The organism is Conexibacter sp. SYSU D00693 (assembly GCF_017084525.1).
In the GTDB taxonomy this organism is placed as follows: domain Bacteria; phylum Actinomycetota; class Thermoleophilia; order Solirubrobacterales; family Solirubrobacteraceae; genus Baekduia.
Window position 1 is genome coordinate 2,177,393 of record NZ_CP070950.1, and the last position, 15,241, is coordinate 2,192,633.

Annotated in this window: 15 protein-coding genes; all 15 read right to left on the bottom strand. The window is 76.1% G+C overall.

Annotation, left to right across the window (positions count from 1 at the left end; genetic code table 11):
- Positions 1-3: 3 nt before the first annotated feature.
- The 15 genes from JUB12_RS10820 to JUB12_RS10890 all read right to left on the bottom strand — a co-directional run bounded on the left by JUB12_RS10820 (position 4) and on the right by JUB12_RS10890 (position 15,227).
- Positions 4-1,338, bottom strand: a complete 1,335-nt coding sequence (locus JUB12_RS10820) for an MlaD family protein (protein WP_205699627.1) — start codon at positions 1,336-1,338, stop codon at positions 4-6.
- Complete coding sequence (locus JUB12_RS10825) at positions 1,335-2,594, bottom strand: MlaD family protein (protein ID WP_205699628.1); 1,260 nt, start codon at positions 2,592-2,594, stop codon at positions 1,335-1,337. Before JUB12_RS10825 ends, JUB12_RS10820 begins: the two co-directional genes overlap by 4 nt.
- Positions 2,591-3,949 (bottom strand): MlaD family protein, encoded by a 1,359-nt coding sequence (locus JUB12_RS10830; RefSeq protein WP_205699629.1) that lies wholly within the window; start codon positions 3,947-3,949, stop codon positions 2,591-2,593. Before JUB12_RS10830 ends, JUB12_RS10825 begins: the two co-directional genes overlap by 4 nt.
- On the bottom strand, positions 3,946-5,232 hold the full coding sequence (locus JUB12_RS10835) for an MlaD family protein (RefSeq protein ID WP_205699630.1): 1,287 nt from the start codon (positions 5,230-5,232) through the stop codon (positions 3,946-3,948). Before JUB12_RS10835 ends, JUB12_RS10830 begins: the two co-directional genes overlap by 4 nt.
- Positions 5,229-6,620 (bottom strand): MlaD family protein, encoded by a 1,392-nt coding sequence (locus JUB12_RS10840; RefSeq protein WP_205699631.1) that lies wholly within the window; start codon positions 6,618-6,620, stop codon positions 5,229-5,231. The genes JUB12_RS10835 and JUB12_RS10840 overlap by 4 nt, the downstream gene beginning before the upstream one ends.
- On the bottom strand, positions 6,617-7,945 hold the full coding sequence (locus JUB12_RS10845; protein WP_205699632.1) for an MlaD family protein: 1,329 nt from the start codon (positions 7,943-7,945) through the stop codon (positions 6,617-6,619). Before JUB12_RS10845 ends, JUB12_RS10840 begins: the two co-directional genes overlap by 4 nt.
- A complete protein-coding gene (locus tag JUB12_RS10850; RefSeq protein WP_241004501.1) occupies positions 7,942-8,817 on the bottom strand; it encodes an ABC transporter permease in 876 nt (291 codons plus the stop codon). The genes JUB12_RS10845 and JUB12_RS10850 overlap by 4 nt, the downstream gene beginning before the upstream one ends.
- A gap of 8 nt (positions 8,818-8,825) precedes the next feature.
- Complete coding sequence (locus JUB12_RS10855) at positions 8,826-9,704, bottom strand: ABC transporter permease (RefSeq protein ID WP_241004503.1); 879 nt, start codon at positions 9,702-9,704, stop codon at positions 8,826-8,828.
- A 138-nt stretch (positions 9,705-9,842) separates the two neighbouring features.
- A complete protein-coding gene (locus JUB12_RS10860) occupies positions 9,843-10,601 on the bottom strand; it encodes an ABC transporter ATP-binding protein (RefSeq protein WP_205699633.1) in 759 nt (252 codons plus the stop codon).
- Complete coding sequence (npdG, locus tag JUB12_RS10865; protein ID WP_205699634.1) at positions 10,601-11,302, bottom strand: NADPH-dependent F420 reductase; 702 nt, start codon at positions 11,300-11,302, stop codon at positions 10,601-10,603. Before npdG ends, JUB12_RS10860 begins: the two co-directional genes overlap by 1 nt.
- Position 11,303: 1 nt before the next feature.
- Positions 11,304-11,711, bottom strand: a complete 408-nt coding sequence (locus JUB12_RS10870; protein ID WP_205699635.1) for a nuclear transport factor 2 family protein — start codon at positions 11,709-11,711, stop codon at positions 11,304-11,306.
- A 24-nt stretch (positions 11,712-11,735) separates the two neighbouring features.
- Positions 11,736-12,911 carry an NAD(P)/FAD-dependent oxidoreductase gene (locus JUB12_RS10875; RefSeq protein ID WP_205699636.1) on the bottom strand — a complete coding sequence of 392 codons (1,176 nt, stop codon included), beginning with the start codon at positions 12,909-12,911 and terminating at the stop codon, positions 11,736-11,738.
- Positions 12,911-13,087, bottom strand: coding sequence for a rubredoxin (gene rd / locus JUB12_RS10880; protein WP_205699637.1), 177 nt, complete (start codon positions 13,085-13,087; stop codon positions 12,911-12,913). The genes JUB12_RS10875 and rd overlap by 1 nt, the downstream gene beginning before the upstream one ends.
- On the bottom strand, positions 13,084-14,151 hold the full coding sequence (locus JUB12_RS10885) for an LLM class F420-dependent oxidoreductase (RefSeq protein ID WP_205699638.1): 1,068 nt from the start codon (positions 14,149-14,151) through the stop codon (positions 13,084-13,086). Before JUB12_RS10885 ends, rd begins: the two co-directional genes overlap by 4 nt.
- Positions 14,148-15,227: a carbon-nitrogen hydrolase family protein gene (locus JUB12_RS10890; protein WP_205699639.1), complete on the bottom strand. Its 1,080-nt coding sequence runs from the start codon at positions 15,225-15,227 to the stop codon at positions 14,148-14,150. Before JUB12_RS10890 ends, JUB12_RS10885 begins: the two co-directional genes overlap by 4 nt.
- Between the last annotated feature and the right edge of the window lie 14 nt (positions 15,228-15,241).

The window sequence follows — 15,241 nt, forward strand, 5'->3', positions numbered from 1 at the left end:
CGCCTAGCGGCGCGGCTGGCGCGACAGCACCGGCACCTCGCCGGTGAAGTCGCGCGGCCGCGTGATCGCGCCGGGCCGGGGGTACGCGTTGCGGCCCTCGCCCACGAACGGCGCCAGCGCGCCCGCCGACGTCAGCGCCTTGAGCGCCGCCTGGAGCTCGGGCGTCTGGGCCGCGAGCGACGTCGGGCTGTAGACCTGCTGCACGCGCAGGTAGTTGCTCACGCCGTCCTTGGCCGCGGTGGTCGAGCCGACGGCGGCGAAGAACGCGCCGAGCTCCTTGCTGTAGGGCGCGAGGTGGCCCACGAGCGGGTTGAGCTCGCGCAGCGCGCCGTCGAGGCGCGGCACGGCGGTGCGGGTGCGGTCCGCGAACGGCGCGAGGGCGTCGAGCAGCGGGTTGGCGCGGTCGATGAAGCGCGGCAGCCGGGCGAAGAGCCGGCGGGCGTCGACGGCGGCCGGGCCGAGGTCGCGCACCACGGGCTCGAGGTCGGTCGTCGCGCGGCGCAGGTCGCCCAGCACGGGCGTCGCGCGGCGCGAGAAGCGGGCGAGGTCGCCCGACGTCGTGCGCGCCTGGCGCAGCGTCGCGGGCAGCGCGTCGATCGTCTCGCCCAGCTCGCGGTCGCGCGAGGACGCCGCCTGCGCCGCGCGCCGCGCCTGGGTGGCGAGCGCCCGCACGGCCTCGGTGCGCTGCCCGAAGACGTCGAGCACCTGGCCCGTGCGCTGCACGACGCGCGCGAACGCCGCGCGCTGCCGGCGCAGGACGCCCATGACGGTGGCGCCCTGCTCGACGGTCGGGTTCAGGGCGCCGAACAGCGCGTTGGCGTCCTCGCCGCGGCCGCGCAGCGCGGTGCCCAGGCCGTCGAGGTTGCGGCGCACCTCCGCGCGGGTGCGCCGGTCGAAGCTCGAGAGGATCTTGTCGAGCTGCACCGCCTCGTCGGCCTGGTCCAGCGGGAGGGTCCCGCCGTCGGGCAGGTCCCCGGCGCGCGGGCTGCCGGGTTCGAGGTCGAGGTAGTTCTCGCCGACCAGCGTCTTCGTGCGCACGCGCACCCGCGCGTCGCGGTGGATCGGCGCGTAGTCCGGGTCGACGGCGATCTCGACGACGCCGGCGCCGCCCCGGGGCGTGATCCGCTCGACGGTGCCGACCTTGACGCCGGCCAGGCGCACGTCGCCGTTGGGCACGAGCTGGAACGGGTCGGGGACGACCGTGCGCACCGTGTAGTCCTCGCCGCTGAACGGGAGCTTCGCGCCGGCGATGGTGAAGAGGTAGGCGAACACCGCGACGCACACCGCCAGGAAGGCGGCGAGGACGACGAGCTTGCGGCGCGCCTGGCTGACGGTCATCCGGATCCCTCCGCGCAGTCGGGCTCATGGCGGTTGCCGGAGTCCTTCACGGCGCCGCCGGCGCTGTCCAGGCCGATCGACGAGGTCGACCGCGAGTAGGCGGCCGTCGCGTCGCCGAACTTGAACACCGAGAGGCCCCAGTGGAGGAACTTCTGCAGCGGGTACAGGCAGCCCTCGAGCTTGCGCGTGATGCGGTCGAACGCCGGGGCCTGCGGTCGCAGGCGGTCCAGCCCGAGCGCGAGGGACCGCGCGGTGGGCGCGAGGTCGCCGACGAGCGGGCGCAGCTCGCGGACCGCCGGGTCCAGCGCGCGGAAGGCGGGCGTCGCCTCGCCGCCGAACCGCTGCAGCGCCTCGAGCCCGTCGTCCATCGCGCGCGCCGCGGGCTGCAGCGCCGTGAGCGCGGGGTCGAGCTCGTCCTGCGCGGCCTGGACCCGGGCGAAGGAGCCGTCGAGCGTCCGCAGCAGCGGCGGCAGCTGGGCGATCGTCGCGCTCAGGGGGGCGTCGCGCTCGGCCAGCGTGCCGAGCGTCGCGCTGCCGCCCCGCACGAGGCGGCGCAGCTGGCGGTCGCGCACCGCCAGGGCCCGCGTGACGCCGCCCATGCTGTGCACGAGCTCGCGTGTCTCGGTGCGCCGGCGCTGGAGGACGTGGGTCAGGCGGTCGGCCGCGTGCAGGAACGGCCCGAGCTGGACGAACGCCGCGCGCAGCTGGTCGCCGCCGTCGCGGTCCAGGCCCTCGCGCAGCCCGTCGAGGACCGTCGCCAGCCGGGTGCGCGTCGGCGCGTCGAAGGTGTTCAGCACGCGGGAGATGTCGACCGGCGAGACGGTCTGCTCGGCCGGGACGACCTCGTCGGGCCCGAGCCGGCCGGCCCGCGGTGTGCCGCGGCGCTCGATGGCGACGTACATGTCCTGCAGCGGCGTCTGCGGGCGCACGCGGAAGCGCGCGTCGCGGTACAGCGGCGCGTGCTCGCGCTCCACCGAGAGCGTCAGCACGGCGCGGCCGTCGACGAGCTCGGTGCGCTTGACGACGCCGACCACGACGCCGGCGATCCGCACCTGGTGGCGGCCGGCCTGCACGCCCTTGGCGTCGGCCACCGCCACGCGCACCTGCTCGTAGTCCTCCCACGGGCGCTCGAACGTCTGGTTGCGGAAGACGACCCACGAGGCGATCACCGCGCACAGCGCGAGCCACAGCAGCCAGCCGAACGGCCGGCGGGCGCGGCCCACCTCGAGGCGGATCCGGTCGACGTTGAGCCTCATCGGCGGCGGCCCCCTCCGAGCACGGCGCCGAGCGCCTGCTTGAGCGCCGAGCAGCGCGCGAGCTGCGGCGCGGTCGGGTCGGTCAGGTACAGCTGGCAGGGCAGCGAGTCGATCGACTGCAGGCTCGCGCCGGGCTGCATGCGCAGCACGTAGCCGTTGGCGTCGAAGCGGCTGGCGATCGCGTCGGCCCCGCTGAACCAGGGGCCGATGGCCTCGAGGTTGCGCAGCTTCGTCTCGTCGTCGCGCTCCTGCAGCCAGGGCAGCAGGCGGTCCAGCGAGCGGTCGAGCGTGGGGTCCAGCGCGTCGAACAGCGGGACGCCGACGGTGCCCGCGCGCCCGAGGTCCGCGACAGCGGGCCGCAGGCGCGACAGCAGCGGTCGGGCGCGGCGCAGCAGCGGGTCGGCCACGTCCAGCGCCGGGCGCACCGCGCCGACCGCGTCGTCGAGCCGGCGAGCCCCCGGGCGCAGCTGCGCGGCCAGCGGGTCGAGGCGCCCGAGCGTCCCGCGCAGCCGGGCCATGGTCGTGATCGTGCGCCGCTCGGCTGCCGGCGCGCGGTCGAGCACGCCGGCGAGGTCGGCGCGCCGGGCGGCGGTGACGCCGAGGACGACCTCCGCTCCTTCGACCGTGCCCGCCAGCGCGTCGTCGTCGGCGGCCAGCGCGCGGAGCGCGCGGCTCGTGCTGCGCACGAGGCGGGTGAGGTCGCCGGTCGCGCTGCCGCGCAGCGCCGACACGCCGCCGGCCAGCGAGTCGCTCGCCGAGGGCAGCGCGTCGATGGTGTCCTGCACGGCCGAGGGCTGGGCGAACCCGCGCTCGAACTCGCGCGTGGTCACCTGCAGCGCGCGCCGGCCGCCGTCGTCGAGCGGGTGCAGCACCTGGTCGACCTCGACCTGGGCCGTCGTGCGCGACGCCGGCAGGACGTCGTCGCCCAGCGCGGGCGCGCCGGCCGTCCCGGGGTCGAGCTGGACGTACATGTTGCGTCCCAGCAGCGTGCGCCAGAAGAGGTGGGCGCGGGCGTCGCGGCGGACGTCGACCTCCTGGTCGTCGTCGAGCTTCATCGTCACGCGCGCGCCGCGACCCCCCGGTCCCAGGTCGACGCCGTCGACCGTGCCGACGTCGACGCCGGCCACGCGGACCGGCGCGCCCTCGCGCAGGCTCACGGCCTGGGCGAAGTCCGCCGTCACGGTGGCGCGACCGTCGGGCCAGAACGGGATGCCGCGGCCGAAGCCCGCCACGAGCAGGAAGCCCACGACGGCGAGGAAGATCGCGCCGTCGCGCACCCGGTGCGGGCGGTGCTGGCCGGGCACGAGGGCGAAGCGGCCGGCCAGCCGCCGCCGCGGGTCTGCGGCGCGCGTCATCGCCCGCCTCCGCCGCAGGGCGCCGGGTACGTGTCGGTCTGCACGCCGGGCAGGCGCGACGTCAGCGCCGGGCCCTGGGCGCCGACGCTCTCCAGGGTCGTGAGGAGGGCGAGGCGCAGCGACGTCGCCGGGCCGATGCGCCGGCCGTCGTCCACGCCGAGGCCCAGGGCGGCGCGCCAGCCGGCGAACCAGCGGCGCACGTCGCAGTCGCGGCCGCCGAGCTCGCGCAGCAGCGGCAGCGGCTCCTCGAGGCCCCGCTCGGCGACGGGCACGACGGGGTCGAGCTCGCCGAGGAGGCGCAGCGTGGGCGCGGTCGCGCGCTCGGCCAGGCGCAGCGCCCGCGGGGCCGCGCGCAGGCCGGGCCGTGCGGTGCGCAGCAGCGCGGAGGTGCGGGCGAAGGCCTGCGGCGCGGGGCGCAGCGTCGCCGCCGCGGCGGTGCCCAGCCGGCCGAGCTCGCGCACGAGCGGGTCGGCGGCGGCCAGCCCGCCGCGCACGGCGGCCAGCGAGGCGGGCGCGACCTCGAGCGCCTCCTGCAGGGCGCGCCGGCGCTGGGCGACGACGTCGAGCACCCGCGCCTCGGGCCGCAGCCCCTGGGCGATGTCGTCGCGCACCGGGTCGGCCGCGGCGGCCGCGCCCTGGGCGCCCGCGACGAACCCGCGCGTCGCGCCGGGCAGGTCGTTGAGGGCGCCGAGCGCCGCGCGGGTGTCGCGCAGGAACCGCGGCGCCGCCCCGATGGTGTCGCTCAGGTCCGCCCCGCGGTCGGTGAAGGCCACGCCGAGCTGGGACAGCACGGTGTGCGCCTCGCGCCGGCGTCGCGCGTCGAGCGTCCCGAGGAACGTGTCCAGCGTGACGGTGGACGACGTCTGGCGGGACGGGATGAGCGCGCCGTCGGGCAGCGGGTCGCCGCTGCGGCCCGGCGTCAGCTCGACGAAGCGCACACCGACAGGGCTGCGCGGCCGGATGCGCAGCGTGGTGTCGGAGCGCAGCGGCGCGACGCCGCGCTCGAGCTGGAGCTCGATGACGGCCTTGCCGTCCTGCACGCGCGGGTCGAGGACCTGGCCCACGTTCCTGCCGCCCATGCGCACCTGGTAGTGCGCGGTGACGTTGTCGGCGTCGTCGAACTGGGCGAGCAGGGTGTAGTAGCGCTCGCCCGGGATCCGGTTGGGCGCGTCGTAGCCGATCCACAGCAGCACGCCGGCCACGGCGGTGGTCAGCACGCCGATGAGCAGCATCGTCGGGCGGCCGAGCTCGCGACGTCCCCGCCGCCGGCGCAGGACGCTCACCGTCCGCTCCCCAGCAGGAGCTCCAGCAGCCGGTCGACGCCCTGGGTCGTGCGCACCACGGTGTCCTTGACGCCCTCCTCGAGGCGCTTGGGCAGCTCCGAGACCTTCGGCAGGACGGGCGCCGGCGCCGGCTTGGCCGCCGGGCGCTGGGGCGTCGCCGGGCGCTCGGGCGCCCGGCGCGCGGTCTCGCGCTTGGGCGCGCGGCGCCTGGCCGGGCCCTTGACGTAGCGGTCGACGAGCACCTTGAGCGAGTCCGCGTTGACCACCTCGTGGAGGCGCAGGAGGTGGCCGAGGCCGTCGCGCTGCTGCATCGCGCGCGCGAAGCCGTGGACGAAGCCCAGGGCGTCGGCCATCGAGCCGTCCAGCGTCTTCGTGACGGGCGCGAGGTCGGCGGCGAAGGTCGCCAGCCGGTCGGCCAGGGGGCGCAGCCGCGAGACGGGCGCCGCGCCGCGGCGCCCCAGCCGGGTCAGCGCGGGCGCGGTGTCGCGGGCGGTGGTCAGCGTCCCCGATGCGTCGGCCGCGAAGGCGGGCAGCCGGCGCAGGACGTCGGTGAGCGCGGGGGCGCTCGCGCGCAGCGACGCGGCGGCCGGGGCGAGGTCCTGCGCCGCGTCGCCGAGGCCGTCGACGGTGCTGCGCAGCTGGGACAGCGCGGCGGGCGCCTGCTCGACGGCGCGGCCGAGCTCGGTGCGCCGCGACGCCGCGGCGTCCAGCGCGCCCGCGGCGCCGTCCACGAGGCGGCCGAGGTCGTCGCGGCGCTCGTCGACCGCGCCCATGACGCGGCGGCCCTGGACGATGAGCCGGCGCATCTGCGCGGTGTCGGCGCCGAGGTCGGCGATCGTCCGGTGCAGCTCGTCGAGCGCCGGCGGGAAGCTCTGCAGCAGCCCGTTGAAGTCCGCCCCGCGGCCGGCCAGCGCGACGCCCGCCTCGTTGATGAGGATGCGCACGCGGGCGCGCACCTGCGGGTCCAGGACGTTGAGGACGTCGTCGAGCTCGACCGCGGAGCCCGTCTCGCGCAACGGGATGGTCGTGCCGGACGGCAGGGCGCGCTTGGCGTCACCGGCCCCGAGGTCGACGTACTTCTCGCCGAGGAGGTTGACCGGCCGCGACTGCGCCGTGGCCCCGGCACCGACGGGCGCCGCCTCGGGATCCAGCCGCATGGTGACCAGCGCGGTGTCGCGCTCGGTCACCTCGAGGTCGGTGACCCGCCCGCCGGGCACCCCGCCGACCTTCACCGCCGAGTTCTTGCGCAGCCCCGCCGAGTCGGCGAACTCCGCCTTGACGACGTAGCCGCCGTCGTGGTCGAAGAGCACGCGCTTGCCGAGCACGACGAGGCCGACGGTGCCGAGCAGGACGACGAGCGGCAGGACGGCGGCGCGCAGGCGGCTCACGGCCGGGCCTCCGGGTCCTTGGCCGGGTCCAGCGCCTCACGCCCCGCGCCGCACTCGGGCAGGAACCGCGGCTGGCCCTCGTTGAGGCCGGGCGGGCGCGGCAGCGCGTAGGTCGTCCCGGGCACGACGCTCAGGAACTGCTTGGAGGTCAGCGGGACGTTGCCCACCGACGTCGGCCCCTGGAGGATGTGCGTGCGCGCGTAGTGGCCGGTGGCGTCGTAGTTCTGGGCGTAGCCGGCCCAGGTCGAGAGGAAGCCGGCGAGCTCGGGGCCGTAGGGGCGCAGGCAGCCGAGCGCCGGCTCGAGGCCGCCGAGCACCTTGCCGGTGCGCTCGAGGAACGGGCCGCCCGCGCGCAGCAGCGCGGTGACGTCGGGGGCGTGGGCGGTCGCCGAGCGCAGGACGCCGTCGCCCAGCGCCGAGGTCTGGCGCAGCTCACGCACCGCGCGCGTCGCGACCGGCGCGAGCGTCCGCAGATCGCGCGCCCCCGGGGCGACGTCGTCGACGAGCGCGGTGAGGCCGGGCAGCGAGCCGCTCAGGCGCCCGAGCGTCGCGCGCGTCTGGCGCAGCGTCGAGGGCAGGTCGTCCAGCGACGCGCGCACGCCGTCGGTGTCGCGCGCGAAGGTGTCGAACGTCGACGCGGCGACCGCCAGCAGGCGGGAGATCTGCGGCCGGCGCGCGGCGAGCGTCGCCGTCGCGCGGTCGGCGTTGGTGACCAGGCCGGCGATCGCCTGCTGGTCGGCCGCGAGGTCCGACAGCACGCCGCCGACCGCGTCGAGCCCGGCCGGCGCGGCCTCGAGACCGCGCCCGAGCGTGGCGCCGCGGCCCTCGAGGCTCTCGCCGGTGCCGCGCAGCATCCGCTTGAAGCGCCCGCGCGTCGGGCGGTCCATCGTGTCGAAGAGCTGGTCGAGCTCGACCGGCGTCTGGGTCATGTCGCGCCCGAGCGCCCCGCCCTCCGGGATCGGCCGCGCGTCCCGCGGGCCGGGGTGCAGCTGGACGGTGCGCGTGCCGTTGCCGACCGTCGTGCCGAAGCGCAGCTCGGCGGTCGTGCCCTGGCGCAGCGGCCAGACGTCCTCGTCGTCGATGCCGAGCTCGACGCGGGCCTGGCCGTCGGCGTACTCGACGTCGACGACCTTGCCGACGTCGACCCCGTCGACCTGGACGTCGAGCCCGGGCGCGATGGACAGCGCCGCGCTGAACGCCGCGGTGATGCGGTGGGGCTGGGACCGCGTGCTCGCGACCCACAGCGCGCCCGCGACGAGCGCGGCGGCGCCGATGACGAGCCACGGGCGGCCCAGGAGGAAGCTGCCGGCGCGCCGCACCGTCATCCCCCGATGGGCCATCGCGCGTTCAGGCCCCAGAACAGCATCGTGCCGAGCGCCCCGAGGACGTGGAGCACGATGAGGTTGAGGATCATCGACCGCGCCGTCGCGGTGCCGACCCCGACCGGCCCACCGCGCGCGCGGTAGCCGAAGTACATGCCGATGAGGACGATCGCGGTGCCGAGGCCCATCGCCTTGACCTCGGCGTACAGGACGTCCATCGGGTCGAGGAACGCCCAGTGCGTCAGCTCCCAGCCGCCCTGCGAGACCTCGCCGATCTGCACGATCAGCACGAGGTAGTTGGCCAGGTAGTAGAAGCCGAGGCCGGTGATGTAGAGCAGCGGGAACGCGATCCACGCCGCCAGCAGCCGCGTCGCGACGACGTAGCGCATCGGGTTGATGCCCTGGGCCTCCATCGCGTCGAGCTCCTCGTTGATGCGCATGGAGCCGATCTCGGCGACCAGGCCGCAGCCGACCTTCGCCGAGAGCACGTAGCCCCACATGAACGTCGTGAGCTCGCGCAGCCCGCAGCCCTGCGTGAAGAGGCCGGAGTACGCGGTCGCGCCGTAGCCGCGCAGCACGTAGTTGGCCTCCGTGCCGCACATCGTCCCGACCATGAACTCCATGAACCAGATGACGAGCGCCGAGCCCGTGACCAGGAGGCCGACCTGGCGGATGACCTCGCCGGCGTAGCGGCCGACGCCGCGCAGCTCGGCCAGCGCCCGCAGGACGAACGCGGCGAAGTCGCCGGCCTGCGCGAGGCCGCCCTTGACCGGGTCGGCCAGGCCGTGGCCGAGGCGCTGGGCCGCGGTCTGCGGCCCCCGCGCCGGCGGGAACGGCCCGAGGGGGCGCTGCTCGTGCTGGGCGTGGGCCTCCACGTCGCCGCCTAGTGGAGGTTCGCCGTCTCCGGGAAGGCGGCGAGGAGGGTCGAGGTGAACGCGTAGTTGAAGACCCAGATCCCGACGAACGAGATCACCACGGCCTGGTTGACCGCGCGCCCCACGCCGGCCGAGCCGCCGCTGACGTTCATGCCCTTGTAGCAGCAGACGATCGCGACGATGAAGCCGAACCCGGTGGTCTTCAGGACGCTGCCGAGCAGGTCCGGCAGCGAGAAGTTCGAGGCGAAGGTCGACAGGAACCCGGCGGTGGTCTCGCCGAACACGACGACCGCCGACAGCCACCCGCCGAACACGCCGAAGACGAGCGCGAGGATGTTCAGGAAGAACGTCATGACGCCCAGCGCGTAGAAGCGCGGGACGACGATCGTGCGCACCGCGTCGATGCCCATGACCGCCATCGCGTCGAGCTCGTCGCGGACCTTGCGCGCGCCGAGGTCGGCGCAGATCGCGGTGCCCGCCACGCCGGCGACGACCATGGCGGTGATCCACGGCGCGAACTCGCGCACCGACGCCATGACGAAGAACGCGCCGAGGCGGTCGGTCGTGCCGAGCAGGCTGAGGAAGTTCGACGCCTGCAGGCCGGGCGCGCTGAACCCGAAGAAGACCGTCGAGAACACCATCGGCACCAGGCAGCGCTGCAGCACGAGGTAGGCCTGGTCGATGACGTCCGGCACCCACGTGAACGGCGGGGTGAGCGACACGACGAGCACGCGGGCCGTGAGCAGCACCATCCCGGCGACCTGCTCCATCGCGCGCACGGGCGCGCCCAGCGCGTGGCGCACGCCGCCGTCGGCGGCGCCGCGCCGGGGACCGGCGGTCCTGCTTCGGGGGGCGGGCGACAGCGGCGCCCGGACGTCAACGGCCACGTGCCTCTCCTCCTCCCTGCGTCTGACCCGGCACGGGTGCGGTGAGCTGACCTGGTGCGATGCTCTCCGGGCCGGTGTGACCGGGCAATCCTCCGGCGGGGGTCACCCATGCCCCCCTTCGGGCACACGTGCCGTGCATCAGCCCATGCCGAGCGGGCCGACCGTCGCGCCCGCCAGGAACTGGCGGACGAACGGGTCCTCGGAGGCGAACATCGCCTCGCCGGGACCCGCGTCGACGATGCGGCCCTGCCAGAGGACCGCGACGTGCTGGCCCAACCGGCGGGCCGACGCGATGTCGTGGGTGATGACGACGTACGTCCCGCCCTGCTCGGCGTGGACGTCGAGGATCAGGTCGCACAGCAGCGCGGTGCGCACCGGGTCCAGCCCGGAGTCGGGCTCGTCGAAGAGGACGATGTCGGGGTCGAGCACGAGCGCCCGCGCGAAGCCCGCGCGCTTGCGCATCCCGCCCGACAGCTCGCTGGGCAGCCGGTCGCCCGCGCCGGCGAGGCCGACGTCCTCGAGCCGGCGCTCGACGATCTCCGTCACCTCGTGCTCGCGCAGGTCGGTGTGCTGGCGCAGCGGGAAGGCGACGTTGTCGAAGACGTCCATCGACCCGTAGAGCGCGCCGTCCTGGAAGAGCAGGCCGAAGCGCCGGCGCAGCTCGAGCAGCCGGTCCATCGTCATCGACCCGACCGACTCGCCGTGGACCAGCACGTCGCCCTGGTCGCCGAACAGCAGGCCGATGAGGTGCTTGAGCAGGACGGACTTGCCGGTGCCCGACGGCCCGAGGACGACCGTGATCTGGCCCTCGGGGATCTCGAGGTCGACGCCCGCGAGCACCGGCACCGGGCCGAAGCGCTTGTGCAGGTCGACGACCTCGATCGCCGGGGCGGCCATCAGGCCGCGCTCGAGGCGGGGACGCCCAGGCCGCGCAGGGCGATCCCGGCGCGGACCTTGTGACGCACGTTGACCGAGATCACCAGCGGCGTGAGCGCCTCGAGGCTGTGGGCGAGCGTCAGCGTCCCGCAGGCCACCGGCCGGAGTCCCGGCACGCGCCCCACGACCTGCGCCACCACGTCCAGCGCGCCGGCGTCGTCGCCGCAGAGCAGGACGTCCTCGTCGAGCTCGTGGTCGAGGTCGGCGAGCGACGCCGCGGCGACCGAGTGCAGGCCGGCGACGACCTCGACGCGGGCGGGCAGCAGCTCGCGCGCCTGCTCGGCCGCCGAGCCCTGCGGGACGCCGAGCAGCCGGGTGGGACGGCCGCCGACGGCGGTCGCCAGCGGCACGGTCGTGTCGAGCACGACCTGCCCGTCCTCGACGACCTTCGCGAGGCGCTTGAGCGTCGCGGCGTGCGCCGCGAACGGCACCGCGAGGACGACGAGGGCGGCGCCCGCGACGGCCTCCTCGTTGCGGGCGCCGACGACGTCGGCGCCCGGGACGGCGTCGGCGACCTCGACCGCCTTGGTGACCGCGGCGGCCGGGTCGCGCGAGCCCAGGCGCACGGCCAGGCCCGCGGCGGCCAGCCGCAGGGCCAGGCCGTGGCCGAGCGCGCCCGTGCCGCCGGCGACGGCGACCGTCTCCCCACGCGGCGCGGGCATCTCAGCCGGCGGTGGTGAGGACGACGGGCTGGCTGCCGAAGCGCGGCGCCATGGCGTTCTGGATCGCGACGACGCCCGTGAGCGGGCGGACCAGCACGCGGAACTCGGAGATGAGCCCGTCGTCGTCGAAGGTCAGCAGGTCGATGCCCTGCAGGTCGCGGTCGCCGATGCGCGCCTCGAAGACGATGGCCACCTGGTCGCCGCCCGCCAGCTCGGCGGTGAAGCGGAGGTCCTCGAAGACCTCGAGGATGTTGGCCAGCACGTGCCCGGCGGCGTCGCGGCCGACGAACGGCTTGGGCGTCACCGGGCTGTGGAAGGTGATGTCGGGCGCGAGGGTCGCCTTGACCGCCTCGGGGTCGCCCGCCTCCATCGCGGCGCGGTAGGCGGCATGGACGTCGGTCTGCTGCATGGTCGGCTCCTGTCGTGGTGAGGGTCAGGCGACGCGGACGGCGGCGTCGCGGACGTCGGGCGCGGCGTCGATGCCCGCGGTGAGCGTCCCGACGACCTGGCCGTCGCGGACGAAGCACGCGGCGAAGGCGCCGTCCGCGCGCTCCTCCACCACGGAGGCGCGCCCGTCGGTGCTCGTCCCGGCGAAGCGCACGACGAGGTCGTCGCCCAGGTCGCTCCAGAAGGTCGGCTGCTCGCGGAAGGGCTGCGGGTCGCCGAGCATCCCGCGGGCGGCGGCGCGGCCCTGGGCGGCGGCGACCTCCCAGTGCTCGATGCGTGCGCGCCCGCCGTGCAGGACGGAGTCCCACTCGCAGGCGTCGCCCGCGGCGAACAGCCCGTCGGCGCCCTCGACGCGCAGCGCGGCGTCGCAGCGGATGCCGCCGGTCTCCCCGAGCGCCAGCCCGGCGGCGCGGGCGAGCGTCACGTCGGGCGTGGCGCCGATGCCGGCGACGACGAGCTGGGCGGCCAGGAGGCGGCCGTCGGCGAGCCGCACGCCGGCGACGCGCTCGTCGCCCTCGAGCGCGACGACCTCGGCGCGTGGGTGGAAGGTGATGCCGCGCGCCTCGAGCAGGCGCGCCAGCCGGGTGCCCAGGCCCGCGCCGAGGTGGGTCTCGAAGGGCGCGGACTCGAGCAGGACGACGTGCGGGCGCAGCCCCTGGGCGGCGAGCGTCGCGGCGACCTCGCAGCCGACGTACGAGCCGCCGACGAGCACGACGTCGCGCACGCCGTCCTCGAGCTCCCGGCGCACGGCGGCGGCGTTGGCCGGCGCGCGCAGGTGGTGGACGCCCGCGAGGTCGGCGCCGGGGCAGCGCAGCCGGCGCACCATCGCGCCGGTGGCCAGCAGCGCGGTGCCGTAGCGCACGGTGCGCCGGTCGGCGAGCGTGGCGGTGCGCTCCACGGGGTCCAGCCGGAGCACCGGCGCGCGCGTGGCGAGCTCGATGCCCTGCTCGGCGTACCAGCCGGCGGGACGCAGGGCGAGCTCGTCCGCGGCGACCTCCCCGGCCAGGCAGCCCTTGGAGACCGCGGTGCGGTCGTAGGGCGCGTCGAGCTCGCGGGTGACGAGCAGGACCCGCCCCTGCGCGCCGCGCTCGCGCAGCTCCTGCGCGCAGGACAGGCCGGCGATGCCGCCGCCGACGACGAGGTGGTCGACCTCGAGGTCCATCAGTCGAAGGGCTCGAACTCGGACTTGCGCGCGCCGCACACGGGGCAGATCCAGCTCTCCGGGATGTCCTCGAAGGCGGTGCCCGGCGGGATGCCGCCGTCCGGGTCGCCCTCCTCGGGGTCGTAGACCATCCCGCAGGGGACGCAGATCCAGCGCTGGGCGGTGGCGACGCTCATGCGGCCAGGCGCTCCTGGTCGGACGCGGCGGGCTCGAGCGCCTCGGCCACGAGGCGCAGCTGCTCGAGGCGGCCGTCCAGGTCGTCGGCGTACGGCGTGATGATCACCGTGTCGACGCCGGCGTCGCGGTACACCGCCAGCCGCTCGCGGACGTGCTCGAGCGGGCCGGCGAGCGTCACCTGGTCGATGAGCTCGTCGGGGAGCGCAGCGGCCGCCTCGGCCTTGCGCCCGGACAGGTAGAGCTCCTGGACCCGGGCGGCCTCCTCGGCGAAGCCGTAGCGCCCGACCGTCGCCGCGTAGAAGTTCTTCTCGCGCGAGCCCATGCCGCCCACGTACAGGGCGACGAAGTCGCGCATGAGGTCGCGGGCGTGGTCGAGGTCGGCGGTCACGCACGCGTTGACCGACGGGCAGATGCGGAAGCCGTCGAGGGTGCGCCCGCCGCGGGCCGCGCCCTCCTCGAGGTGGGCGCGGAAGGCGCCGACGTGCTCGGGCGAGAAGAGCATCGGGATCCAGCCGTCGGCGATCTCGCCCGCCAGCGCCGTGTTGCGCGGGCCGACCGCCGCCAGCATGATCGGCAGCGGGTCCTGCACCGGCGCGATCGTCAGCTTGAGCGGCTTGCCGGGGCCGTCGGGCAGCGGCAGCCGCAGGACCTCGCCGTCGAGCTCGACACGCTCGCGGCGCAGCGCCCGGCGCACGACCTCGACGTACTCGCGCGTGCGCTGCAGCTGGCGGCCGAAGGGCTGGCCGTGCCAGCCCTCGGCGACCTGCGGGCCCGACGAGCCGAGGCCGAGCTGCATCCGCCCGCCCGAGAGCCCGTCGAGCGTCGCCACGGTCATGGCGGTCATCGCCGGCGTGCGGCCGGGCATCTGGAAGATCGCCGAGCCCAGGCGGATCGTCGAGGTCTGCGCGGCCAGCCACGCGAGGACCGTGGCCGCGTCCGAGCCGTAGGCCTCCGCGGTCCAGATCGAGTCGTAGCCGAGGCGCTCGGCCTCCTGGGCGATGACCCGCTGGTCCTCGGCGCTGAGGCCCAGGCCCCAGTAGCCGAGCTGGACCCCGAGCTTCACGCCGTCGCCCCCGCGCGCTGGCGCGCGCCGTCGAGCGCCGCGGCGCCGGAGGCCTCCGCCGGCGCGGGCGGCGCCGGCACGTAGGCGGGCAGGTCCTCGTCGGGCCAGCTCTGCCACGGGAACGCGCCGCGCGCCTTGTCGGCGGCGTACCGGGCGCGGCCGTGGGCGTTGTGCATGTGCCAGACGGCGTGCAGCGAGAACGGCACCGGCGAGATCCACAGGCCGTTGGGGATCGGGTCCAGCGGCACCGGGTCGTCGAGGACGACCTCGGCGGCGACGTAGCCCTCGCCGTCGTCGTAGTCCAGGCGGGCGAGCACCGTGCCGTCGCGCTCGACGACCTGCGTCTCGCCGACGTAGAGCGTGCGGTACGGCACGCCCGGCATGAGCGGCGAGCCGCTGCGGACCTCGCCGACGTGCTGGGCGATGGCGACGGGCGCGCCGACGGCGCGCGCGAGGCGGCCGGGCATGTCGCGGGCGACGGCGAGGTTGTACTGGTGGTCGCGCGAGAACCAGCCCCGCACGAGCGGCCAGTCGGGGTAGGACCACCAGCAGCTGCCGCCCAGGACGGCGCGGACCTTGCCGCGCAGCCGGCGCGCGGTCCGCGACCGGTTGAACTCGAAGCCCATCGCGGTGCCGACCGCCCCGAGGGCCGCGGTCGAGAAGAGGCCGTCGTCGGTGCCGGCCGTGCAGTACGCGTTGTCCCACAGCGACGGCTGGTCTTTGTCGTGCAGGTGCGCGGCGCCGTCGGGCTCGGCCAGCACGTAGGTGCCGCGCACGTCGGCGCCCCGCTTGGCCAGGAAGCCGCCGCCGATGGTGCAGCCCAGGTCCCGGGCCAGGCCCGTGAGCAGCTCGAACGGGTCGCCGGCGACGGGCCGCGGCACGTGGCGGACCTTCGCGCTGAACGCGCTGGGCGACGTGATGCCCTCCGGCAGCAGCACCACGTCGGGCGCGTGCTCGCGGTGGGCCTGGCGGACGAGGTCGGAGACGCGGCGCAGGTTGCGCTCGACCTCCCCCACCTCGAGACGCGGCTGGACGGCGGCGACCTTGATGGTCGCCGGCTCGGTCTTCGGGCTCATGGGTGCTCCTCCTG

Excerpts from the sequence above, each read along its gene's own strand:
- JUB12_RS10820 (WP_205699627.1), bottom strand. The coding sequence starts at position 1,338 with ATGACCGTCAGCCAGGCGCGCCGCAAGCTCGTCGTCCTCGCCGCCTTC.
- JUB12_RS10825 (WP_205699628.1), bottom strand. The coding sequence starts at position 2,594 with ATGAGGCTCAACGTCGACCGGATCCGCCTCGAGGTGGGCCGCGCCCGC.
- JUB12_RS10830 (WP_205699629.1), bottom strand. The coding sequence starts at position 3,949 with ATGACGCGCGCCGCAGACCCGCGGCGGCGGCTGGCCGGCCGCTTCGCC.
- JUB12_RS10845 (WP_205699632.1), bottom strand. The coding sequence starts at position 7,945 with ATGACGGTGCGGCGCGCCGGCAGCTTCCTCCTGGGCCGCCCGTGGCTC.
- JUB12_RS10860 (WP_205699633.1), bottom strand. The coding sequence starts at position 10,601 with ATGGCCGCCCCGGCGATCGAGGTCGTCGACCTGCACAAGCGCTTCGGC.
- npdG (WP_205699634.1), bottom strand. The coding sequence starts at position 11,302 with ATGCCCGCGCCGCGTGGGGAGACGGTCGCCGTCGCCGGCGGCACGGGC.
- JUB12_RS10870 (WP_205699635.1), bottom strand. The coding sequence starts at position 11,711 with ATGCAGCAGACCGACGTCCATGCCGCCTACCGCGCCGCGATGGAGGCG.
- JUB12_RS10875 (WP_205699636.1), bottom strand. The coding sequence starts at position 12,911 with ATGGACCTCGAGGTCGACCACCTCGTCGTCGGCGGCGGCATCGCCGGC.
- rd (WP_205699637.1), bottom strand. The coding sequence starts at position 13,087 with ATGAGCGTCGCCACCGCCCAGCGCTGGATCTGCGTCCCCTGCGGGATG.
- JUB12_RS10890 (WP_205699639.1), bottom strand. The coding sequence starts at position 15,227 with ATGAGCCCGAAGACCGAGCCGGCGACCATCAAGGTCGCCGCCGTCCAG.